The following is a 22,372-nucleotide window of genomic DNA, read 5'->3' on the forward strand; positions in this document are numbered from 1 at the left end:
ATGGCTCCGCTCTGATCGTTACGGTCCGGTCATTTTTTCTCATTGTGTAATGGTTCCCTTTCTTGGAAAAGCATCGACTGTCTTTTCTTCAGCTGCCGGCGGTGGCGTCCCTCAAGTTCGTGCTGAGATGGGGGGGCGTCTTGCTGGCGGCGGCTGTGCTATTGCTGACCAGCGCGTTTGCCGTTTTCAGTTTCTGGTTCCTCCCCCATCTGGAGCACTACCGTGACGAATTGGCGGACCTGCTGTCTCGCCAAACCGGCCGGGTCGTGATGATTCGCCAGCTGCAGGGGCAGTGGGTCGGCGTGGCGCCGCAGCTGGATCTCTATGGTGTCACAATGGCCAATCCGCGCGACGGCGCGGCCTTGAGCTTCGAGCGCGTCAGCCTGACGCCGGCTTGGCGCAGCCTGCTGGTGTGGTCGCCCCGATTTTCCCATATCGTCGTGGATGGTCCGGTGGTCGACCTGGTGCGCGGGCGCGACGGGGTGCTGTACCTCAATGGCTTCGACATCTCGTCGGGGGGTGGCGGCGGCCATGGCGGCGACGGCAGCGCCGCCAACTGGTGGCTCAACCAGTCGTCGCTGCTCATCAACAACGCCCGGTTGTCCTGGCAGGACGAACTGCTCGGTTTGCCGCGTTTCCAGCTGGACAAGGGACAGGCCGAGTTCAGCAGCGGATTGTTGGGCCATGCCCTGAAAATCACTGGCCAGCCTTCCGCCGCGCTCGGGCGCGCCATCGCCTTGTCGGCACGATGGCGCGGCGACGATGTGCGGGCGTGGAAGGAGTGGAAGGGCGAACTCAGGGTCGACTGGCAGGGGGTCAAGGTCAGTCCGTGGTCACGTTATCTGCGGCAGTGGGGCGGGGTGCGTTCCGGCGAGGGCGACGGCGTGTTTGAGGTGGCTTTCAGCCAGGGGCGGGTCGACCGTCTCAAGGCCAACATCGACCTCAAGAATGCAGCGTATGCCCCGACCGATGCCGGTGAGCTGAATGTTCCCAAGCTGGGCGGCCAACTGGTAGTGGAGCGCGACGGCGACAAGTATCGGATCGAGGCGCGCGACCTGACCCTGGCCAGCACCACGGGGCTGGCGTTCGATCGCTCGCGTATTTCGGGCTTCTGGTCCAAGAACGGCGGCGACTTGAAGCTGGACAATGCCTCGCTCACGCACCTGACTCCGTTGATTCATGCCCTGGGGGCTGACCAGTCGCCGCTGTTTGCCCGGTTCTCGCCCTCCGGCAAGTTGCAGGATGTCAGCGTCAGCTGGCAAGGCCGGATCGAGGCGCCGGCCAAGTACAGCGTGGCGAGCGGCTTCCAGCAGTTGGCCTGGGCGGAAACGGGGCCGGTGCCGGGCGTGTCCGGCGTGAGCGGGCAGATCCGCTTCGACCAGGGTGGAGGGAATCTGCAGCTGAACGCGGGGGCCTCGTCGTTGCAACTGTCGCGGGTTTTTCCGCTGCCGCTGGGCTTTGAACACCTGAAGGCCGACGTCGATTGGAAGAGGACGGCCCAAGGCGTGGACGTTGCCTTCCGCCAAGTGGATTTCGGCAACCGCGATCTGCAGGGCTGGTTGTCCGGCCAGTACCGCTACACCGGCAAGGGGGCGGGCCTGATCGACCTCAAGGCGGGAATCAACCGGGTCCTGGCGGTGCGCGTGCCGGACTATCTGCCGTACGAGGCCGGGGCGGACACCATCCGCTGGCTTCGCGCGGCCCTCAAGGGGGGCGAGGCGCGTAAGGTCTCGCTGTTGCTCAAGGGCGATCTGGACGACTTCCCGTTCAAGGGCGGGCGCAATGGCGTGTTCCTGGTCGAGGCGCAGGTAGAGGGGGGGCAGCTCGAATACGAGCCGGCCTGGCCGAAGCTCGACGGCATCAACGCCTTGTTGCGCTTCCATAACGAGAAGATGGAGATACTGTCCTCGCGGGCGTCCACGCTGGGCGTGCCGCTGAGCGACGTGAAGGTCGGCATCGCCGACCTGGGGGCCGCCGCCCCCGTGCTGGACATCAAGGGCAAGGCCAAGGGTGAGCTCGCCAAGCTGCTGGCGTTCACCACGCACAGCCCGGTCGACGGCTGGCTGGGCGGCTTTACCGGGCAGATCCAGGCGACGGGGCCGGCCGGGCTCGACCTGACCATCGCCGTGCCCTTGTCCGCGGCAGGCGAGAGCCGTGTCACCGGCGACCTGTCCTTCGGCGGTAACCGTCTGGCGTTCACGCGTTGGCCGATTCCCGTGGCGGACGGCGTGCGCGGTGTGCTGCGGTTTACCGAGAAGGGCGTGGCCAGCAACGGTCTCAAGCTGACTGCGCTGGGCGGGCCGTTTACCTTGCGGGCCGCGACCGAGCCCAGTGGCCGGATGAGCTTCCATGTGGACGGCGAGGCCAATTCCGCCCAGGTCTTGCAACGTTATGCGTCTTTCCTCGCGCCGTATGCCGCCGGCCGCTCTCGTTATGCGGTCAATTTCCAGGTGGGCAAGGGGCTGGAGGGCTTGAGTGTGCGTTCCGATCTGATGGGAACGGCCATCACCGCGCCGGCGCCTGCCAGCAAGGCGGCCGGCGAAGCCTGGCCGCTGGCGGTGGAGGTGCAGCCGGCCAAGGCGCCGGCGAGCGGCTGGCAAGTGGGTTTCAGCGTCGACAACAAACGGGCGGGTGGACGGCTGCGGCTGACCGAGGACGGTTCGTTCAGCGCGGCGCAGATTGCGGTGGGACGCCCGGTCGGCGAGCCGCAGACGCCGGGCCTCACGCTGCGCGTGGCGCAGCCGGTGATCGCGCTGAAGCCCTGGCAGGCCTTGATCAAGAGCCGCACGGCCGGCGGCGCGGGAGGCGATGGGACGCTCGACTGGCCGTGGCGGGTGGAACTCAACGCCGGCCGGCTGGAGGTGGGCGCGCGCCAGTTCTCCGGGGTGTCGGCCCGCCTCACTCGGACGCCGGCCCAGCCTTACTGGCGCGTCAATTTCGCATCCGATCAGCTGGTGACCGAAGCCGACTACTATCCACAGGGACAGGGCCGGCTCAAGGCGAAGATCGCCCGGCTGGCGCTGCCGCTGCCGGCCAGTGCCTCACAGGCGCTGGCGCCCTCTGTCCCGGCAGAGGACGAGTCCCTGCCGGAGCTGGACGTCGAGGTGGGCAATCTGCTCTATAGTGGCAGAAACGTCGGCAAACTCGATTTGCATGCGGTGCAGTCCGGCAGGGATTGGCTGCTCGACCGTTTCGTCCTGCAGTCCGGCAGCGGTACGCTGCAAGGCTCCGCCCGCGCCAGCGACGGCGTGGCGCCGCGGGTCGACGTCGAATTCAAGCTGAAGTCGGCCAACCTGGGCGAGTTGCTGGAGCGTTTCGGCTACGGCGATACCTTCCGTAAGGGCGAGGGTACGCTCGACGGCAAGCTGCGCTGGCCGGGTGGGCTGACCGATTACGAGTTGTCGCGCATGTCGGGCGAGATGGCGGTGGACTTCCGCAACGGGCGCTTTGCCAAGGTGAGCCCGGGGGCGGCCCGCTTGCTGGGCGTGATCAGCCTGCAATCGCTGCCGCGCCGCATCCGGCTCGATTTCACCGACATGTTCAGCGACGGTTTCGCTTTCGACTCGCTGACCGGCCGTGCCGCCATCAGCAACGGCGTGTTCACTTCCGACAACGTGGCGATGAACGGCCCCGCCGCCGCCGTGGGCATCAAGGGCCGGGTCGATCTCAACAGCGAGACCCAGGATATCCGGGTTCGGGTCGAGCCGCGCTTGTCGGAGAGCGTGGCGTTGGCGACCGGGGCGGCGCTGCTGAATCCGCTGGCCGGGGTGGCCGCGTTGGCGGCGCAAAAACTGCTGCAGGACCCCGTCGGCAAGATTTTCTCGGTAGACTACGAGGTAAAGGGGTCGCTCGCCGACCCGGTGGTCAACAAGGTCGGTACGGTGAAGGCCGATCAGGAAAAGACAAAATAGCCATGAAGCAAAAATTTACCGCCGCCGCCGTGCAGATGGTCTCGGGAACCGACGTGTCGGCCAACCTCGACGCCGCGGCGCGCCTGGTTGCCGAGGCGGCACAGCAGGGCGCGAGCCTGGTGGTGCTGCCCGAGTATTTCTGCCTGATGGGCGAGCAGGACAGCGACAAGGTGGCGCACCGCGAAGCGTTCGGCGCCGGCCCGATCCAGGCGGCGCTGGCCGCCATGGCGCGCCGGCACGGCGTCTGGCTGGTGGGGGGGACGGTGCCGCTGGAGTGCCCCGAGCCGGACCGGGTATTCAACAGCACGCTGACCTACAACCCGCAGGGCGAGGTGGTGGCGCGCTACGACAAGATCCACCTGTTCGGGTTTACCGGCACGGGCGAGAGCTATTGCGAGTCCAATACCATCCGGCCCGGCACCGAGCCGGTCAAGGTGAGCACGCCGCTGGCCGACATCGCCTTCAGTATCTGCTACGACCTGCGCTTCCCCGAGCTCTTCCGCGGGCTGTCGCCGGTCGACGTGATCGTGCTGCCGGCGGCCTTCACCGCCACCACCGGCGAGGCGCACTGGGAGCCCTTGATCCGCTCGCGCGCCATCGAGAACCAGTGCTACCTGATCGCCTCGGCGCAGGGTGGCACCCACCAGAACGGCCGCCAGACGCATGGCCAGTCGATGATCGTCGACCCGTGGGGGCGTATCCTGGCCCAGCATGCCAAGGGCGAGGGCGTGGTGCTCGCCGAGATCGATCCTTCCCTTATCCAGTCGGTGCGCAGCCGCTTGCCGGCGCTGGCGCACCGGGTACTGCCGTGAAAGATTCCATCATGCAAGACGTCTCCACCATCGCCCGCGACCTGCTGCTGGCCCCGTCCGGACTGGACGAGCGCGACCTCGACAAGACCCTGGCGCGCATGACCGAGCATCAGGTCGACTATGCCGATCTCTACTTCCAGTACACCCGCCACGAGGGCTGGAGTCTGGAGGAGGGCATCGTCAAGTCGGGCAGCTTCAACATCGATCAGGGCGTCGGGGTGCGTGCCGTGGCGGGCGAGAAGACCGCCTTCGCCTATTCCGACGAGATCAACGCCGAGGCGCTGCTGCGTGCCGCCGATGCGGTGCGCGAGATCGGCCGCAGCGGCGGCAGCGGTTCGGTGGGGTCGGTCAGCCCGCGCCGCGCCACGGCCTTGTACCCGGCGCTCGACCCCTGTTCCAGTCTGGAGGCGGCGGCCAAGGTGGCGCTGCTGGAGAAGGTCGAGAAACTGGCGCGCGCCATGGACCCGCGCATCATCCAGGTGATGGCCGGCCTCGCGTCCGAGTACGACGTGATCTACCTGGCGCGCCACGACGGGGTGCGCGCCGCCGACGTCCGTCCGCTGGTGCGCATGTCGGTGTACGTGATCGCCGAGCAGAACGGTCGGCGCGAGTCCGGCAGCAGCGGTGGCGGCGGCCGGGTCGATCTGTCCCATTTCACCGACGAGGTGGTGGAGCGCTACGTGCGCCAGGCGGTCGAGCAGGCCAAGGTCAACTTGGAGTCGCGTCCGGCACCGGCCGGCCAGATGACCGTGGTGTTGGGGCCGGGCTGGCCGGGGGTGCTGTTGCACGAGGCCATCGGCCACGGGCTGGAGGGCGATTTCAACCGCAAGGGCACCTCGGCCTTCAGCGGCCGTATCGGCCAGGCGGTGGCATCCCCGGGGGTGACCGTGGTCGACGACGGCACGCTGGCTTCCAGGCGCGGTTCTCTGTCGGTCGACGACGAGGGGAATCCGACCGAACGCACCGTGCTGATCGAGGACGGCATCCTCAAGGGCTACATGCAGGACGAGATGAACGCCCGCCTGATGGGCGTGGCACCGACCGGCAACGGCCGGCGCGAGTCTTACGCCCATATCCCGATGCCGCGCATGACCAACACTTACATGCTGGCCGGCCAGCATGACCCCCAGGAGATCATCGCCTCGGTCAAGGACGGCCTGTACGCGGTGAACTTCGGCGGCGGCCAGGTGGACATCACCAGCGGCAAGTTCGTGTTCTCGGCGTCGGAGGCCTGGCGCATCGAAGACGGCAAGCTGAGCTACCCGGTGAAGGGTGCGACGCTGATCGGCAACGGTCCGGACGTGCTGCACTATGTGTCGATGATCGGCAACGATCTGCAGCTCGACGCCGGTGTCGGCGTGTGCGGCAAGGAGGGTCAGAGCGTACCGGTCGGCGTCGGCCAGCCGACGCTGCGCATCGACGGCGGCCTGACGGTGGGCGGGACCGGCGGCTGAGGCGTCGGGCTGCGGGAATGAACAGGGGGCATCGTGTGATGCCCCTTTGTTATTTTGGGGGCGGGAACAACGCCTGCGGTGGTCCCCGCACGGACAAGACGATGCTTACTGGGGCGGAAAATGGTCGATGTTTTGTTCGCGGTATAAATCGTAAATCATCGCCAGCATGGCCTTGATGTCCTCCGATTCATCGAGCATGCGCATGCTCATGATGATGGGGGAGACCAGTTGAGGGTCATCCAGCTCCATATAGCAGACATCCTCGCGTTTCAGTCCTTTCACACTGGCGGGCACCACCGAAACGCCTTCCCCCGCCGCCACCAGTCCCAGGGCGATCTGCACTTCGCGCACTTCGTAAATCTTCTTGGGCTCGATCGCCCGGTCGCGAAAGGCGGCCAGCACCTGATCGGCGAAACTCGGTCGTGGTGCCTTGGGGAAAATGATCACCGTTTCCGACGCGAGGTCTTTCAACGATAAGACCGGTTTGGCCAAGAGCAGTGGATGCTCGGACGGCAGCGCCACCACCATGCGTTCTTCCCGCAACAGGATGCGGCGCACGTTCGGGTCCTCGTGGCGGATGCGGCCGAAGCCCACGTCGATCCGCCCCTCCTTGAGCGCCTGGATCTGCTCCATGGTGGTCATGTCGTGCAGGCTCAGTTCGATCTCGGGGAACTGAGATCTGAAGCGCCGGATCACCTTGGGCAGCATGCCGTAGAGCGTCGAGGCGACGAAGCCGATCGACATCTTGCGCTCGATCTTCCCCACCCGCTTGGTCATCGACGCCAGCTCCGCCGTCTGCGCCAGCAGCTGCTGGGCGTGGGCGTAAAAGAAGCGCCCCGCCTCGGTCAGCTTGAGCGGGCGCACATTCCTCTCGAATAACTGCACCCCCAGGTCTTCTTCCAGTTGCTGGATTTGCCGGCTCAGCGGTGGCTGGGCGATATGCAGCCGCTCAGCCGCGCGGGTGAAGTTGAGTTCTTCGGCGACGGCGATGAAATAGCGCAGATGGCGCAGCTCCATGGGTATACCTCGCAGGTATGAAATGGATACTAAATCGGTGTTGGACGGTGAAAAATCAAATACTTATGCTTCACGTCAAGTCAACCCGATTCGTTTTCATATCAAAAAGACATGATCAGATCCATCGAAACCATTCTAGCCGATGTGCCCACCATCCGCCCGCACAAGCTGTCGGTGGCCACCATGAATACCCAGACCCTGGTGCTGGTGCGGGTGCTGTGTGAAGACGGTATCGAGGGCTGGGGCGAGGCGACCACCATCGGTGGGCTCAATTACGGCGACGAGAGCCCCGAGAGCGTCAAGGTCAACATCGACACGCACATCGCCCCGCTCCTGATCGGCATGGACGCGCGCAACGTGGCGGCGGCGATGGCCAAGGTGCGCAAGACCATCCAGGGCAACCGCTTCGCCAAGTGTGCGCTGGAAACGGCGCTGCTGGATGCCCAGGCCCGCCGCCTGAACCTCCCGCTGTCCGAACTGCTGGGCGGCCGTCTGCGCGAGGCGCTACCGGTGGCCTGGACGCTGGCCAGCGGCGACACAGCCAAGGATATCGCCGAAGCCGAGAAGATGCTCGAGCTGCGTCGCCACCGCATCTTCAAGCTCAAGATCGGCCTGCGCCCGGTGGCCGACGACGTGGCCCACGTGCTGGCCATCAAGAAGGCGCTCGGCGACGAGGTCAGCGTGCGCGTCGACGTGAACCAGGCCTGGAGCGAACTCGACGCCGTCAATGGCATCGCCGCGCTCGAAGCCGGCGGCATCGATCTGATCGAGCAGCCGGTGCGCGCCGAGAACCGGGCCGGCCTCGCCCGGCTGGCCAAGCGCTTCGCCGTGCCGATGATGGCCGACGAGGTGCTGCATGGGCCGCTCGACGCCTTCGAGCTGGCGACCAATGCCGGCGCCGACGTGTTCGCGGTGAAGATCGCCCAGTCCGGCGGCCTCGTGCCGGCCAAGCAGGTGGCGGACATCGCCCAGCTCGCCGGCATCGCGCTCTACGGCGGCACGATGCTGGAAGGTGCAGTCGGCACCGCGGCTTCCGCTCACGTGTTCGCCACCTTCGGTGACCTGAGCTTTGGCACCGAATTGTTCGGCCCCTTGCTGCTCACCGAGGAAATTCTGGCCGAGCCGTTGGAATACCGGGATTTCATGCTGCAGGTCCCGAATAAGCCGGGCCTGGGCATTCAAATAGACAGGGACAAATTGGCCTTCATGCGCCGCTAGCGCCACCAATAAAAACCCTACCGGCGTTGTTGCGCGGCCTTGCCGTACTACTTGTACTGTCTGCGGCCGCGCGCCTAGCCGGTACCGCTTCGCTGGGTTTTCTTGGCGGCTTTGAATTAACCAATTGGGGAGTAGTTCATGTTGTTTCACGTCAGGATGGATGTGCATTTGCCGCCTTCGATGCCGGAGGCCGATGCCGCCGAATTGAAGCGCGTGGAAAAGGCCAAGGCGCAGGCTTTGCAGGCCGAGGGTAAATGGCGTCATTTGTGGCGGATCGTCGGGCAGTACTCGAACGTCAGTATTTTCGACGTGGAAAGCCCGGACGAATTGCACACTCTGATTTCCACCTTGCCCTTGTTCCCGTACATGAAGATCGAAGTAATGCCTTTGTGCCGTCACCCCTCGTCGATTCGGGATGACGACCGCTAATAAAAAATAGTCGTTGTCAGTTTTTAAAAGTGGAAAAGCCGTCAGATGGGTTCGGCCGGTTCAATTTAACTCATTGATTATTACAAGCGACATAAAGGAGTAGAGACATGACTCATGCAGAAATCGACGCACTGGTGAAAAGCTTCATCGTCGATACCGCCAGCGGCGAGGTGAATCCGCGTGTCCAGCAGATCGTGGTTCGGCTGACCAGCGACCTGTTCAAGGCGATTGAGGATCTGGACCTGAGCCCGAGCGAAGTGTGGAAGGGGCTGGAGTATTTCGCCGAAGCCGGCGCGACCCACGAACTGGGCTTGCTGGCGGCCGGCCTGGGTCTGGAACGCTTCGTCGACATCCGCATGGACGAGGCCGAAGCCAAAGCCGGCATCACCGGCGGCACCCCGCGCACCATCGAAGGCCCGCTCTACGTCGCCGGCGCCCCGAAGTCGGTAGGCTTTGCCCGCATGGACGACGGTACCGAGGCCGACCAGGGCGAAGTGCTGTTCATGCAGGGCACCGTGTACGACGCCGACGGCAAGCCGCTGCCGGGCGCTCAGGTCGAAGCGTGGCACGCCAACCTGATGGGCAACTACTCCTTCTTCGACAAGAGCCAGTCGCACTTCAACCTGCGCCGCACCATCATCACCGATGCCAACGGCCGCTACCAGTTCCGCAGCATCATGCCGATGGGCTACGGCTGTCCGCCGGAGGGCACCACGCAGCGCCTCTTGAACCTGCTCGGCCGCCACGGCCGCCGTCCGGCGCACATCCACTTCTTCGTGACTGCCGCCGGTCATCGCAAGCTGACCACGCAGATCAACATCGACGGTGACGAGTACCTGTGGGACGACTTCGCCTTCGCCAGCCGCGAGGGCCTGGTTCCGGCCGTGAACCGCATCACCGATCCGGTTGAGATCGACAAGAAGGGGCTGCAGAAGCCGTTCGCCTCGATCGATTTCGACTTCCGCCTCAACGGCGAAACCACGGCCGCACCGACGACCGAAGTCGAGCGCCAGCGCGCCAGCGCCTGATCGACGCCGAGCATAAAGCCACAGGGACGGGCCACGCCTGGGCGTGGTCCGACCGACTCGAACGAGGAGAACGGAAATGATCCCCATCCATCCCGATGCCACGCCGAAGCTGAAGAAGCTCGACGATTACCTGATCGAGAACCCGCAGACCGGCGACTACCGCGTGCACCGCAGCGTGTTCACCGACGAAGCGTTGTTCGAACTGGAGATGAAGCATATCTTCGAAGGCAACTGGATCTATCTCGCGCACGAGAGCCAGATCCCCAACGTCAACGATTACTACACCACCACCATGGGGAGGCAGCCGATCTTCATCGCGCGCAACCGCCAGGGTGAACTGAATGCCTTCGTCAACGCCTGCACCCATCGCGGCGCCACGCTGTGCCGCCACAAGCGCGGCAACAAGGCCACCTATACCTGTCCGTTCCACGGCTGGACCTTCAACAACAGCGGCAAGCTGTTGAAGGTGAAGGACCCGGACGACGCCGGCTACCCGGACTGCTTCAACAAGGAAGGCTCGCACGACCTCAAGAAGGTGGCGCGTTTCGAGAACTATCGCGGCTTCCTGTTCGGCAGCCTGAACCCGGACGTGAAACCGCTGGCCGACTTCCTCGGCGAGGCCGCCAAGATCATCGACATGATCGTCGATCAGTCCCCGGATGGCCTGGAAGTGCTGCGCGGCTCCTCCACCTACACCTTCGACGGCAACTGGAAGCTGACCGCCGAGAACGGCGCCGACGGCTACCACGTCTCGGCGGTGCACTGGAACTATGCCGCCACCACCAACCGCCGCAAGGAGCAGGCCGGCCGCGAGGACACCACCCGCGCCATGGACGCCGGCAAGTGGGGCAAGCAGGGCGGCGGCTTTTACGCCTTTGAGCACGGCCACATGTTGTTGTGGACCCAGTGGGCCAATCCGGAGGACCGCCCCAACTTCGCCCGCCGCGACGAATACGCCGCCAAGCTCGGCCCCGAAATGGCGGACTGGATGGTGCGCAACTCGCGCAACCTCTGCCTGTACCCGAACGTGTACCTGATGGACCAGTTCGGCTCGCAGATCCGCGTGGTGCGCCCGTTGTCGGTGGGCAAGAGCGAAGTCACCATCTATTGCATCGCGCCCAAGGGCGAAGATGCCGAAGCACGCGCCCGCCGCATCCGCCAGTATGAAGACTTCTTCAACGCCAGCGGCATGGCGACGCCGGACGACCTGGAGGAGTTCCGCGCCTGCCAGCAAGGCTACGCCGGCCGTGCGGTGGAATGGAACGACATGTGCCGCGGTTCCACTCACTGGATCGAAGGTGCCGACGAAGCGGCCAGGAAGATCGGCCTCAAGCCGGTGCTGAGTGGGGTCAAGACCGAGGACGAGGGCCTGTACACGGTGCAGCACCGCTACTGGCTCGACGTGATGAAGCAAGCCGTTGCTGCTGAAGGGAGTCAGGCATGAGCACCGTGAACATGGACCAGATCCGCGCCTTTCTCTACCGCGAAAGCCGTCTGCTCGACGACGAGCAGTGGGACGAGTGGCTCGAGTGCTACCACCCCGACGCCGAGTTCTGGATGCCGTCGTGGGACGATGACGACAAGCTCGTCACCGACCCGCAGCGTGAAATCTCGCTGATCTACTACCCGAGCCGTCAGGGCCTGGAAGACCGCGTGTTCCGCATCAAGACCGAGCGCTCCAGCGCGACGATGCCGGACACCCGCACCAGCCACAACATCAGCAACGTGGAACTGGAAAAGCAGGACGGCGACCTGGTCACGGTGCGCTTCAACTGGCACACGCTGAGCCACCGCTACAAGACCAACTACAGCCATTTCGGCATGGCGCGCTACGTGATCGACTTCGGTGGCGAGCGCCCACAGATCCGCAACAAGTATGTGGTGCTGAAGAACGATTACATCCACCAGGTGATCGACATCTACCACATTTAAGCAAGCATCGAAAGCCGCCGGCATCCCCCCGCCATGTATTCCGCCTGCCGTCGCTACCCGCCCGGTGCGGCGGCTGGGGAGGTTGCGTGCGCGGCTCTGCAAGGCAGGAGTACCCACCATGAGCTACAACATCGCCCTCCAGTTCGAAGACGGCGTGACCCGCTTCATCACTTGCAACGAAGGTGAAAAGCTGGCCGATGCCGCCTATCGCCAGAAGGTCAACATTCCGCTCGATTGCCGCGACGGCGCCTGTGGCGCGTGCCGCTGCTTTTGCGAGTCGGGAGAGTACGACCTGCCGGAATCCAGCTACATTGAAGACGCGCTGACGGCCGAAGAAGCCGGCCAGCGCTATATCCTGGGCTGCCAGACCAAGCCGAAATCCGACTGCGTAGTCAAGATCCCGGCCTCGTCGGCGGCCTGCAAGACCGGCGTGTCCAGCTTTGGTGGCACCATCGCGGCCGTAGAGCCGTTGTCCGATTCCACCATCGGCTTCTCGATCACGCTGGACGACCCGGCGAGCCTGTCGTTCCTGCCGGGCCAGTACGTCAACGTCGGCATCCCCGGCACCGAGCTGACCCGCTCGTACTCGTTCAGTTCGGCCCCGGGCGCGACCCAGGCCGCGTTCGTGGTGCGCAACGTGCCGAACGGGCGCATGAGCCATTTCCTGAGCCGCGATGCGCAGGTCGGCCAGCGCATGACCTTTGCCGGCCCCTACGGCAGCTTCTACCTGCGCGAGGTCGCGCGGCCGGTGCTGTTCCTGGCCGGTGGTACCGGTATTGCGCCGTTCCTGTCGATGCTCGACGTGCTGGCGGAAAGCGGCAGCGCACAGCCGATCCGCCTGGTGTTCGGCGTTACCAACGGCGTCGACCTGGTGGCGCTGGAGCAGCTCGATGCCATCAAGGCCAGGCTGCCGCAGTTCGAATACCGCACCTGCGTGGTGGCGGCCGAGAGCGCCCACCCGCGCAAGGGCTATGTCACGCAACACATCGAGCCGGAATGGCTGAATGCGGGCGATGTCGACGTCTACCTGTGCGGGCCGGTGGCGATGGTGGAGGCGGTGCGCGGCTGGCTGCAGCAGTCGGGCGTGACCCCGGCGAGCTTCCTCTACGAAAAATTCTCCGCCAGTAGCGAGGCCTGATCCCATGAGTACACGTTTCAAAGACAAAGTCGTCATCGTCACCGGCGCGGCGCAGGGCATCGGCCGTGGTGTGGCGCTGGCGGTGGCGGAAGAGGGTGGGCTGGTGGTGCTGGCCGACCGTTCCGAGCTGGTGCACGAGGTGGCCGGCGAGATCAAAGCCAAGGGCGGCTGTGCCATGGTGGTGACGGCGGACCTGGAAACCTACAACGGTGCCCAGCTCGTGGTGGAAGCCGCCGAAGAGGCGCACGGCCGCGTCGACGTGCTGGTCAACAACGTCGGCGGCACCATCTGGGCCAAGCCCTACCAGGAATACGAGGAAGCGCAGATCGAAGCCGAGATTCGCCGCTCGTTGTTCCCGACGCTGTGGTGCTGCCGCGCCGTGCTGCCCGGCATGGTCGCGCGCCAGCAGGGGGTGATCGTCAACGTGTCGTCGATCGCCACGCGCGGGATTTATCGTATCCCGTACTCGGCCGCCAAGGGCGGGGTGAACGCGCTCACCGCGAGCCTCGCCTTCGAACACGCCGAGGACGGCATCCGCGTCAACGCCGTGGCCACCGGCGGCACCGAGGCACCGCCGCGCAAGGTGCCACGCAATAGTGCGCCGATGAGTGAGCAGGAAAAAATCTGGTATCAGGGCATCGTCGACCAAACCATCGCCAGCAGCCTGATGCATCGCTACGGCACCGTCGAGGAGCAGGTGCGCGCCATCCTGTTCCTGGCGTCGGACGAGGCGTCCTACATCACCGGCACGGTGTTGCCGGTCGGCGGCGGCGATCTGGGCTAGGTGCCACCCACGAATCCTTCTTGCATCATCGCGTTCGGACCTCTCACCCATGATGGATGAGAGGTCATTTTTTGGTGAGGCATACTCAATGAACCATTCATCCCAAGGCAGTTCTCTTGCGTCACCCGCACCGGAGGTACGCGGTTCGCTGCGCCAGGACTGGTCGCTCTCCGCCATCACCGCCGGCTTCCTCGCGGTGCTGATTTCCTATTCCGGTCCGCTGGTGATCTTTTTCCAGGCCGCCAAGATGGCCAACATGCCCAACGAGATGATTTCGTCCTGGGTCTGGGCCATCTCGCTGGGGGCGGCGGTGTCCGGCATCGTGCTGAGCTGGCGGCTGAAGGTGCCGGTGGTGACGGCCTGGTCGGCACCGGGCACGGCCCTGTTGGTGACGCTGTTTCCCGGCATCACGCTGAACCAGGCCGTGGGGGCCTATCTCACCGCCGCCGTGGTGCTGTTGCTGATCGGCGCCTCGGGTTCGTTCGACCGCCTCATGCGCCACATTCCGAAAGGCATCGCCGCCGGGATGATGGCGGGCATCCTGTTCCAGTTCGGTGCCAATGCCTTCAAGTCGGTGACGTCGATGCCGGTGCTGGCGTTCGGCATGGTCGCCGCCTACATCCTGTTCAAACGGCTCTTGCCGCGCTACTGCATCGTGCTGGTGCTGGCCTGTGGCGCCGCGCTGGCCGTGCTGCTCGGCCAGACCCATTTGAGCGACGTGCGCCTGAGCCTGGCCACGCCGATATTCATCCACCCGGAGTGGACGCTGGGAACCACGCTGAGCCTGGCGATCCCGCTGGTGATGGTGAGCCTGACCGGGCAGCACCTGCCCGGCATGGCGGTGCTGCGCGTGTCGGGCTACGACACGCCGGCCCGGCCGATCATCACCGCCACCAGCCTGGCCTCGCTCGTGGTGGCCTTTTTCGGCGGCATCACCATCGTCATCGCCGCCATCACCGCCGCGCTGTGCACCGGCAAGGACGCGCACGACGACCCGTCTCGGCGTTACGTGGCGGGCATCGCCAACGGGGCGTTCTACCTGGTTGGCGGGATGTTCGGCAGCTCCATCGTGCTGTTGTTCACCGCCCTGCCCAAGGAGTTTGTCGCCGTGCTGGCGGGGCTGGCGCTGATCGGCGCCATTTCGGCCAACGTGCTGGGGGCGGTGGAGGAGGCGGAGCACCGCGAAGCCTCGATGATCACCTTTCTGGCCACTGCATCCGGCATGAGTTTTCTCGGCCTGGGCTCGGCGTTCTGGGGCGTGGTGATCGGCTGCATCGCCTATCTGGTGCTGAACCAGCCCCATCAGCGGCCTCCCAGGAAAGCATCAGCCCACTGACGCAAGGGCCCTGTGTTTTCTTTCATCAGCCTTTCTTCAAGGTGCGGGGCGTGCTCGCCGGCAGCGAGTCTCCCGCCCCGATGTCTGCTGCCCCGATGGGGTCGGTACGACAACACCATTTCCCGCACGATATTCGACCTCCACTGCCATGGGCAGGTGGTGGGTCGGGTGATTGGAGGTATCGATATGGAACTGCGCCACCTGCGTTATTTCGTTGCGGTTGCGGAAGAGGGCAACATCACGCGCGCGGCCGAACGGCTGCACATCGCGCAGCCGCCATTGAGTCGCCAGATTCAACAATTGGAGGACGACCTGGGCGTGCTGCTCATCGAGCGTGGCTCGCGTCCGCTCAAACTCACCGAGGCCGGCCAGTTTTTTTATGCGCATGCCCAGCAACTGCTGTCGCAGACCCGGGAGCTGAAGGCGATGACCAAGCGTATCGGGACCATCGAGAGCAAGATGTCGATCGGTTTTGTCGGCTCGACGCTGTACGGCATGCTGCCCAAGGTCATCCGGCGATTCCGGGCCGAGCACAAGACCATCGAATTGACCTTGCACGAAATGACGACCATGGAGCAGATCAGCGCGCTCAAGGAAGGCAAGATCGATGTCGGGTTTGGGCGGATACGGCACGAAGACCCCAGCGTGCGCCGCATCGTGCTGCGCGAAGAACGCCTGATCGTCGCCTTGCCCGACGAGCATCCGCTCTCCATGGTCGAATCGGCGTTGTCACTGCAAGATCTCGCCGCGGAGACACTCATTGTCTTTCCGAAATCCCCGCGCCCCAGTTTTGCTGATCAGGTCTTGGCGGCGTTTCACGACCGCGCGCTGGAGCCGAGAAACATTTACGAGGCGCGCGAACTGCAAATCGCGATCGGCCTGGTGGCGGCCGGAGAGGGCGTAGCCATCGTGCCGGGTAGTGTGCAGGGTCTGAGGCGTGAAGGGGTCTGCTATAAGGAGCTGGACGACCCCAATATGATCTCTCCCATCATATTGAGTACCCGCCTGCTCGATGAGTCGAATGATATTAAATTGCTTATCAGAATGATTGTCGATATTTATGAAGAAGAGCATATGATCCCCATTATTTCGCAAGGGGTTCTCGATTGTGTGACGCTCAGTAAATAACCGCTGGCCCATATAGTGGTTTGCAGTAGGCCTTGCTCAACGTCAGCACTTTTTCCGTCAAGGTAAAACAGCCTTTTTCCTGCCTGCTGACAAAGCCCAGTTTGATGAGCGTATGCAGGCAGCGATAAACAGCCGAATACGGGATGCCGGTTTTGGCGCTCAGTTCGGTGGCCGACATGCTGGGGCTGGCTTCGGAAAAGGCTTGCAACACTGCCAAGCCTCGTTCAAATGGGGTGTGGAATGTTTCCATGTCGGCCCGATTTGCCGTGTGAAAAATGGGAAATTCGTGATGTTTATCTGGCAAGGCGGTTGCCGGTTCGGGCCGGGAAGATGAAAGCGCGGGTCGGGCCGTTGCCGGATGCATTGCCCGGCTCCGACGCGCTGCGTTCACCTTCCCGACTATCGATCGAATGCGGCGTGTCTTACTTGCTCTCGGCCGCTTCCAGCACCTGCCCGCTGCCGTCAATATCCTCCTCGGTGCGGCTGGTTTTCACGGACAGAATCCACAAGGCCAGCATCGCGATACAGGCCGGAATCGCCAGCAGAATCAGGGTCTGGCTGAAGGGCAGCTTCATCCCCTGCAAGACTCCACCCAGCAGGGCGCCGGCGATGCCGCCAAAGCGGCCGACCCCCAGCATCCAGGCGATGCCCGTCGCACGGCCTTGCGTCGGATAGATCGGCGCCGCCAGGGCCGGCAGGGAGGCCTGCGCACCGGTCACCATGACCCCGGCAAGGAAGACCAGCACGGCGAAGAGCGAGACGTTGTCCATGTTCTGGCCCACCGCGACGAGCAGGATGGCAGCCAGCACATACACCATGCTGAGCACGCGGCCGGGGTTGAATTTGTCCATCAACACGCCGCTCACCAGGGTGCCCACGCCGCCACCGAGCGGGAACAAGGCCGTCAGCAGGGCTGCCTTTTCCGTGGTGAATCCGGCGTCTTTCATCATCAGCGGCATCCAGTTGGTCAGCAGATAGAAGATCAGCAGGCCCATGAAATAGGTGACCCACAGCATCAGCGTGCTGACCAGGAAAGGCTTGGACAAAATCAGGGCCAAAGCGGATTTTTCCGCTTTACCTTTGCCTGAATGTTCTCCCATGACATATTTCTTGACATGGCTCAGATTGCAGTTGCAAAGGCGCTCCAGCACGCGGCTGATTTTTTCGACCGGGTACTGCTTCGCCGTCATGTAAGACACCGATTCGGGCAGAGAGCGCATCATGAAAGGGAGAAGGGCCAACGGCAGAATGCCGCCGAGGATGAAAATGCCTTGCCAGCCATAATGTGGAATCACCCCGGCGGCGACAAAGCCACCCGCAGCGGCACCGAGCGGAAAACCGACGTAAACGGCATTGACCACGAATGAGCGGCGCTTCGCCGGAGCCAATTCGGCGATCAGGGTGACGGCATTGGGCATCGCCGCACCCAGGCCGAGGCCGGTCAGAAAACGCAATGCCGACAGGCTGGTGATGTCGGTGGCGTAGGCGGTCAACAGGCTGAAAAGGGCGAAAACGATGGTGGATACCATCAGGACATTTTTCCGCCCGAATCGGTCCGCGCTCGGGCCGGCTGCCATCGCGCCAAACGCCAGGCCGAATAGCGCGGCGCTCAATACCGGAGCCAGCGCGGGCTTGCTTACCCCCCATTCCGCCACGAGGGCGGGAGCGACGTAACCGATCGCCGCCGTATCAAAGCCGTCCAAGGCCAGAATGGAAAAGCAAAAAAACAAGACCAGCCAGTGATATGGCGAAAATTCCTGCTCGTTGATCAATGTCTGTACATTGACCGTTTCCTTGCTATATTCGCGATGCATTTTCTCCTCCATGAATAATCGAGCCCTCGTAAAGGCGCTACAAGCAAGTCCCGCACGTGCCATGTTTTTATGCTTGATCTGGCACGGTTAAAAATAGGGCCTGCTTTAAGCACCTCTATCCTGATGGTAAAGAAACACACCGTCTAATACTGTTTCAGTATCCGATAATACCCGCGCCGTATAGCGGCCAGAGTGAGGCCTTCGGCTTGGCCATGTCTGGGGTCAATGGCTTTTTCAAGGCGTGGAAAAAGCCAGCCATTTCCTGGGAATGCTGGCTTCATGAGGTGGGGGATGAGTCGAGCCGGAGCAGCGCCTTGCCGATGGAAAGGCGTTTACTCCAGCGACAGGCCGGCCCTTACGTCAGATAGCGTGCCGTCAACCAGGTCACGAAGTCGTGCGCCATGTCCGGCGTCAGCTGGTGCCCGGCCGGGTAGATGTTGAGCTGGTGAGGCACGCCCAGTTGGGTGAGCCGGGCGCTGGCTCTTTCGGCCCAAGCCAGCGGTAGCTTGTCGTCGAACTCGCCATGCGCGACGAAGCCCGCCAATCGTGCCAATGCCTCGGGCGTCCCGATTTGCGGCGCGATTTCCGGCAGGATGCGGCCCGACAACAGACCGAATCCGCCAAGCTGCTGCGGCTCGGTCAGCGCCAGCCCGGCGCTCATGATGCCGCCCTGGCTGAAGCCGGCCATCACCGTGTGCGCCGGATCGATGCCGCTGGCGGATTGCAAGCAGGCGACCAGCTGCCCCAATTGCTGCCGGCTGGTTTCGGCCTGGGCCGGATGGATCGACGGCCCTTGCGGCCCGAAGCTGACCTGGAACCAGCCGAACTGGCCCGGCCCGAACTCCAGCGGCGCGCGTACCAGTACCACCTTGGTCCGGGCATCGAGCAGTTGCCCCAGCGCGGCAAGCTGCATCTCGTTGCCGCCGACGCCGTGCAGCAACAGCAGCAAGGCTTGCGGGCGGGGTACGACGGCCCCAGCGGGCAGCGGCATGTCCAGCGTGCGGTAGCTCAGGTCCGAGGCCGGATCGTGCTGCAGTGCCGAAGGCTGTGCCGAGGAAAGGGGCAGGGGTGACGGGGATGTCGTGGTGAAGCCTTGCAGGGAGGTCATCGGGTGTCCTTGCGGTAGGGTGGGCAATGGAAAGAGGGCATGACGCCGATTCTGCTGCCGCTGGCGCAAGCAATAAACCTGTTGCTGCGAAAATGATTGTCTCAGTTGGGGAAACAATTGGGCCGGGCGCGTAGCTGGTTGATCTGCCTGCCCGCTGTCGTCAGCCGCCCGGCGGGCTGGCCGAGGGAGTGGCCACGCCAGCGTCGCAAAGAATTGCAGGAAGCAACGCCCACAGGCCGTGACGTGCCGCTTGAGTTGCGGTCAGGCTTGCTGGAAAAACGGGCGGCTCTTTAAAACCGGTGGTTTGTGGAAGGCCTGGAGAATACCCCGCGAGTTCAAAAAGTAAGTGCAACAGTCAATAGGTAAATCAATTCAGTGATTTGCTTCCTTCGAACAGCATCCTTGGCGTCTTCCAGTCCAGCCGTTTCCTGGGACGGTCATTCAACTTTCTTTCCACTTTGACCAGCGCAGCCCGAGTAATCCTCCTGAAGTCAGTCCCCTTTGGGAAGTATTGCCGGATGAGCCCGTTCAGGTTTTCGTTGCAGCCGCGCTGCCAAGAACTGTACGGGTCGGCAAAAAAGCAATCTGCTTTCAACCGCTTGGCAACCGTCTGGTGGCCAGCAAACTCCTTGCCGTTGTCGAACGTCAGCGTCAGCACCTGTTTCTGGTGTGGACGGAGCGCTTGGACAATCGCCTTCGTGACGCCCGCCGCTTCCTTGTTTGGCACCAGCATCAGCTTGGCGTAGCCGGTCTTGCGCTCAACCAGTGTCACGATGGCACCCTTGTTCCCGGCTCCGATCATCGTGTCAGCCTCCCAATCACCGACCCGGCTGCGCGCCTCAACTTCGGCGGGACGCTCCGTAATCGGCCGGCGGTTGGCTATCTGACCGCGACGCTCCGGCTTGCCGTAGCGCTTTCTGCGTTCTTTCTGGCAGCGCAGCGCTTTGTAGACATCACCGCCTTGGCGCTTGTTCTGCAGGACCCGCTGGTAAATCCATTCATGGCTGACTGCATAGTCACTACCTTTGAACACGCCGCTGATTTGTTCAGGACTCCAGCCCTCCCTCAGCAACGGGACGGCGATCTCGTCGAATACCGGCCCCCATGGCTGCCGCAATTTGCCCTTGGCTTGCAGGCGCTGGCGATAGCTGCGCTGGGCATCGCTGGCATGGTAACGGCCGCGCAGGCGATGGCGCCGCAGCTCTCGGCTGATCACGCTTTTACAGCGACCAATGCGCTGGCCGATGGCCGTAGGGCCAAAACCCTCGGCACTCAATGCCTGGATCTGGTATCGTTCACCCTCGGTGAGATGGCGGTATTTCATTCCTTGTGCTCCTGACTGGCCGGTCAAAGAGCGGGGGAATTTACCTCATCTCACCCCCTTCCTCCAGACCTGCCTGCCGTTGCACTTACTCCCTGAATCCGCCCCCAAAAGGCATCTTAAAAATGCTTATTTGGTATTTGATTGCCATGGAATAGTAAAAATATGATTCGTGAACCATGGTTGCCATACTCAATAAACATGATTTCTCCTACAGATTCGGTGCTGTGTGGTTTGACCGGTCCAGTTCGATGCTGCTGATCATCAGCGGATAGCAAGCATCCCGTCATAAACGAAACGCCTTAAAACGGCGATCGCCTAGTCCCTTCCTGAAGAAAAGTGGTACAGCATGCGCAACAATCTGCCGATCAGCGATAACGAAGTGATGCTCGATCCGCGATGCCCAATCGTGACGAAAACGGATTTGCACGGAAAAATCCTGTACGCCAATCCGGAGTTCATGCGCATCAGCGGCTTCTCCGAGGAAGAGCTGCTGGGCCAGGACCACAATATCGTCAGGCACCCCGACATGCCGGTACAGGCGTTCGCCGATCTGTGGGCGACCATCCGGCGTGGTCAGACGTGGAAGGGCCTCGTGAAGAACCGCAGAAAAGACGGTGGTTTTTATTGGGTCAAAGCCCATGTTGCCCCTCTGCACGAGCTGGGGCAGCATGTCGGCTACATGTCGGTGCGTACGGCTCCTAGTGAGGTGGAAAAGCAGCAGGCCGAACAGTTATACCGAGCCGTGCGACATGGTGCTGCGGTGTTTCCGGCCACCTCGCCGTTACATGCCCGCTCGCTATCGTTCTGGATATCGGCTGTGCTGCTGGCGATGCTCGTCGGCGAGGCCGGCAGCCTGTTGCTCGCCCGTCCGCTGGCGATCATGTTGAGTCTGGCGACCACCGCGCTGGTGGGCGGGCTGCTTTATTTCATGATGCAGCAAACCCGACGTTCCAGCCGCCTGGTGCTGCAAGCGCTGGCCTTGTGGAAGGAGGGGCACCTCAATCAGGGCATTGCCCCCACGGGCATGCGCGAATTTCAAGACGTCTTTGCCGCACTCGAGTCTACCCGGCTTCATCTACAGGCTGTGATCTCGGACGTGGTGGCGGTCAATCATCACATCGACCGAACCTCGACCCGCATTGCCACGGAAACCCATCAGCTTTACGATCAGAACGCCCAGATCGCCCAAGGGGTGGCGCAGATTGCCGCTGCGATGGAGCAGCTGGCGGTGTCGATCCAGGAAATCTCCGCCATGACGCAGCAGGGTTCGGATCACGCCAAGCGCAGCCGCGAGCTGGTGGAGGAGGGCAACCGGTTCATCAACGAATCGAAGTCTGCAATGGACGAGGCGGCCAGCGGTGCCAGGGAAACCAATGCCGCGGTGCAGGAGCTGGAAAGTATTTCAGAGGAAATCGGCTCGGTCACGGACATCATCCAGAACATTGCCCAGCAAACCAATTTACTGGCCCTGAACGCTGCCATCGAGGCTGCGCGTGCCGGAGAGCAGGGGCGTGGCTTTGCGGTTGTCGCTGATGAGGTCAGGCAGTTGGCTGAAAACACCGCCGACAACACCGTCAACATTCGGACCTCCATCACGATCCTGAAAGAAAAAATCGCTTACATCATCAATGGTCGACAACGTGTCGGTGTCTGCATCAAACGCGTACAGCACAACATCCAGCAAACCGTCGACAGCCTGCAGGAGATCGATCGGGCCAGCGTTGGCCTGGAGGTGGTCACCGAGTCGATCGTCAATTCGCTGAAGCAGCAATCCAGCGCTTCGTCGGAAGTCGCGCAAAGTATGGAAAAGCTGGGTGCCGCCTCGGAGCAAAGTACGTTGAACATTGCAAGGAATCGCGATATCGCGGCTGCTTTGCACGGTTTGTCCAATGCGCTGACTAAGTTACTGAAAAACTTCGAAAAGAATATCTGAGCCTGG

The 22,372-nt window shown here is 63.1% G+C and carries 18 protein-coding genes; 13 read left to right on the plus strand and 5 right to left on the minus strand.

Annotated features, from left to right (window positions below; all coding sequences use genetic code 11):
• Positions 1-62: 62 nt before the first annotated feature.
• Genes PSEMAI1_RS0108220 through tldD form a run of 3 tightly spaced genes read left to right on the plus strand, consistent with a single transcriptional unit; the run spans position 63 to position 6,177 of the window.
• Positions 63-3,911 (plus strand): YhdP family protein, encoded by a 3,849-nt coding sequence (locus PSEMAI1_RS0108220; protein WP_232219864.1) that lies wholly within the window; start codon positions 63-65, stop codon positions 3,909-3,911.
• Positions 3,912-3,913: 2 nt separating this feature from the next.
• On the plus strand, positions 3,914-4,723 hold the full coding sequence (locus tag PSEMAI1_RS0108225; protein ID WP_024302415.1) for a carbon-nitrogen hydrolase family protein: 810 nt from the start codon (positions 3,914-3,916) through the stop codon (positions 4,721-4,723).
• A gap of 11 nt (positions 4,724-4,734) precedes the next feature.
• Positions 4,735-6,177 (plus strand): metalloprotease TldD, encoded by a 1,443-nt coding sequence (tldD, locus tag PSEMAI1_RS0108230; RefSeq protein WP_024302416.1) that lies wholly within the window; start codon positions 4,735-4,737, stop codon positions 6,175-6,177.
• A gap of 105 nt (positions 6,178-6,282) precedes the next feature.
• Here the strand turns inward: tldD and PSEMAI1_RS0108235 are convergent, their stop codons facing one another.
• The gene (locus PSEMAI1_RS0108235) at positions 6,283-7,194 is read right to left on the minus strand and encodes a LysR family transcriptional regulator (protein WP_024302417.1); all 912 of its coding nucleotides are present in this window, start codon (positions 7,192-7,194) and stop codon (positions 6,283-6,285) included.
• A gap of 111 nt (positions 7,195-7,305) precedes the next feature.
• Here PSEMAI1_RS0108235 and PSEMAI1_RS0108240 point away from each other — a divergent pair, with 111 nt between their 5' ends.
• The 9 genes from PSEMAI1_RS0108240 (at position 7,306) to PSEMAI1_RS0108280 (ending at position 16,187) form a co-directional block, all read left to right on the plus strand.
• Positions 7,306-8,412: a muconate/chloromuconate family cycloisomerase gene (locus PSEMAI1_RS0108240; RefSeq protein WP_024302418.1), complete on the plus strand. Its 1,107-nt coding sequence runs from the start codon at positions 7,306-7,308 to the stop codon at positions 8,410-8,412.
• A gap of 138 nt (positions 8,413-8,550) precedes the next feature.
• The gene (catC, locus tag PSEMAI1_RS0108245) at positions 8,551-8,841 is read left to right on the plus strand and encodes a muconolactone Delta-isomerase (protein WP_024302419.1); all 291 of its coding nucleotides are present in this window, start codon (positions 8,551-8,553) and stop codon (positions 8,839-8,841) included.
• A gap of 107 nt (positions 8,842-8,948) precedes the next feature.
• Positions 8,949-9,869, plus strand: a complete 921-nt coding sequence (catA, locus tag PSEMAI1_RS0108250; RefSeq protein WP_024302420.1) for a catechol 1,2-dioxygenase — start codon at positions 8,949-8,951, stop codon at positions 9,867-9,869.
• A 76-nt stretch (positions 9,870-9,945) separates the two neighbouring features.
• The gene (gene benA, locus PSEMAI1_RS0108255) at positions 9,946-11,313 is read left to right on the plus strand and encodes a benzoate 1,2-dioxygenase large subunit (RefSeq protein WP_024302421.1); all 1,368 of its coding nucleotides are present in this window, start codon (positions 9,946-9,948) and stop codon (positions 11,311-11,313) included.
• Entirely contained in the window at positions 11,310-11,801 is a 492-nt protein-coding gene (gene benB / locus PSEMAI1_RS0108260; RefSeq protein WP_024302422.1) for a benzoate 1,2-dioxygenase small subunit, read from the plus strand. Before benA ends, benB begins: the two co-directional genes overlap by 4 nt.
• A gap of 118 nt (positions 11,802-11,919) precedes the next feature.
• Complete coding sequence (gene benC / locus PSEMAI1_RS0108265) at positions 11,920-12,939, plus strand: benzoate 1,2-dioxygenase electron transfer component BenC (protein WP_024302423.1); 1,020 nt, start codon at positions 11,920-11,922, stop codon at positions 12,937-12,939.
• Positions 12,940-12,943: 4 nt separating this feature from the next.
• Positions 12,944-13,723: a 1,6-dihydroxycyclohexa-2,4-diene-1-carboxylate dehydrogenase gene (locus tag PSEMAI1_RS0108270; protein ID WP_024302424.1), complete on the plus strand. Its 780-nt coding sequence runs from the start codon at positions 12,944-12,946 to the stop codon at positions 13,721-13,723.
• Positions 13,724-13,811: 88 nt separating this feature from the next.
• Positions 13,812-15,059, plus strand: a complete 1,248-nt coding sequence (locus PSEMAI1_RS0108275; protein ID WP_024302425.1) for a benzoate/H(+) symporter BenE family transporter — start codon at positions 13,812-13,814, stop codon at positions 15,057-15,059.
• A gap of 186 nt (positions 15,060-15,245) precedes the next feature.
• On the plus strand, positions 15,246-16,187 hold the full coding sequence (locus PSEMAI1_RS0108280) for a LysR family transcriptional regulator (protein WP_036986238.1): 942 nt from the start codon (positions 15,246-15,248) through the stop codon (positions 16,185-16,187).
• On the opposite strand, the gene PSEMAI1_RS0108285 is transcribed toward PSEMAI1_RS0108280, so the two are convergent.
• The 4 genes from PSEMAI1_RS0108285 to PSEMAI1_RS0108300 form a co-directional block, all read right to left on the minus strand.
• A complete protein-coding gene (locus tag PSEMAI1_RS0108285) occupies positions 16,177-16,551 on the minus strand; it encodes a helix-turn-helix domain-containing protein (RefSeq protein WP_232219865.1) in 375 nt (124 codons plus the stop codon). The genes PSEMAI1_RS0108280 and PSEMAI1_RS0108285 overlap by 11 nt on opposite strands.
• A gap of 58 nt (positions 16,552-16,609) precedes the next feature.
• Positions 16,610-18,001, minus strand: a complete 1,392-nt coding sequence (locus tag PSEMAI1_RS0108290) for an MFS transporter (protein ID WP_024302428.1) — start codon at positions 17,999-18,001, stop codon at positions 16,610-16,612.
• 355 nt (positions 18,002-18,356) lie between these two features.
• The gene (locus tag PSEMAI1_RS0108295; RefSeq protein ID WP_024302429.1) at positions 18,357-19,109 is read right to left on the minus strand and encodes an alpha/beta hydrolase; all 753 of its coding nucleotides are present in this window, start codon (positions 19,107-19,109) and stop codon (positions 18,357-18,359) included.
• 367 nt (positions 19,110-19,476) lie between these two features.
• Positions 19,477-20,433: an IS30 family transposase gene (locus PSEMAI1_RS0108300; protein WP_024300950.1), complete on the minus strand. Its 957-nt coding sequence runs from the start codon at positions 20,431-20,433 to the stop codon at positions 19,477-19,479.
• A gap of 346 nt (positions 20,434-20,779) precedes the next feature.
• Here PSEMAI1_RS0108300 and PSEMAI1_RS0108310 point away from each other — a divergent pair, with 346 nt between their 5' ends.
• Complete coding sequence (locus tag PSEMAI1_RS0108310; RefSeq protein ID WP_024302430.1) at positions 20,780-22,366, plus strand: PAS domain-containing methyl-accepting chemotaxis protein; 1,587 nt, start codon at positions 20,780-20,782, stop codon at positions 22,364-22,366.
• Positions 22,367-22,372: the final 6 nt, after the last annotated feature.

The organism is Pseudogulbenkiania sp. MAI-1, assembly GCF_000527175.1.
Classification (GTDB): domain Bacteria; phylum Pseudomonadota; class Gammaproteobacteria; order Burkholderiales; family Chromobacteriaceae; genus Pseudogulbenkiania.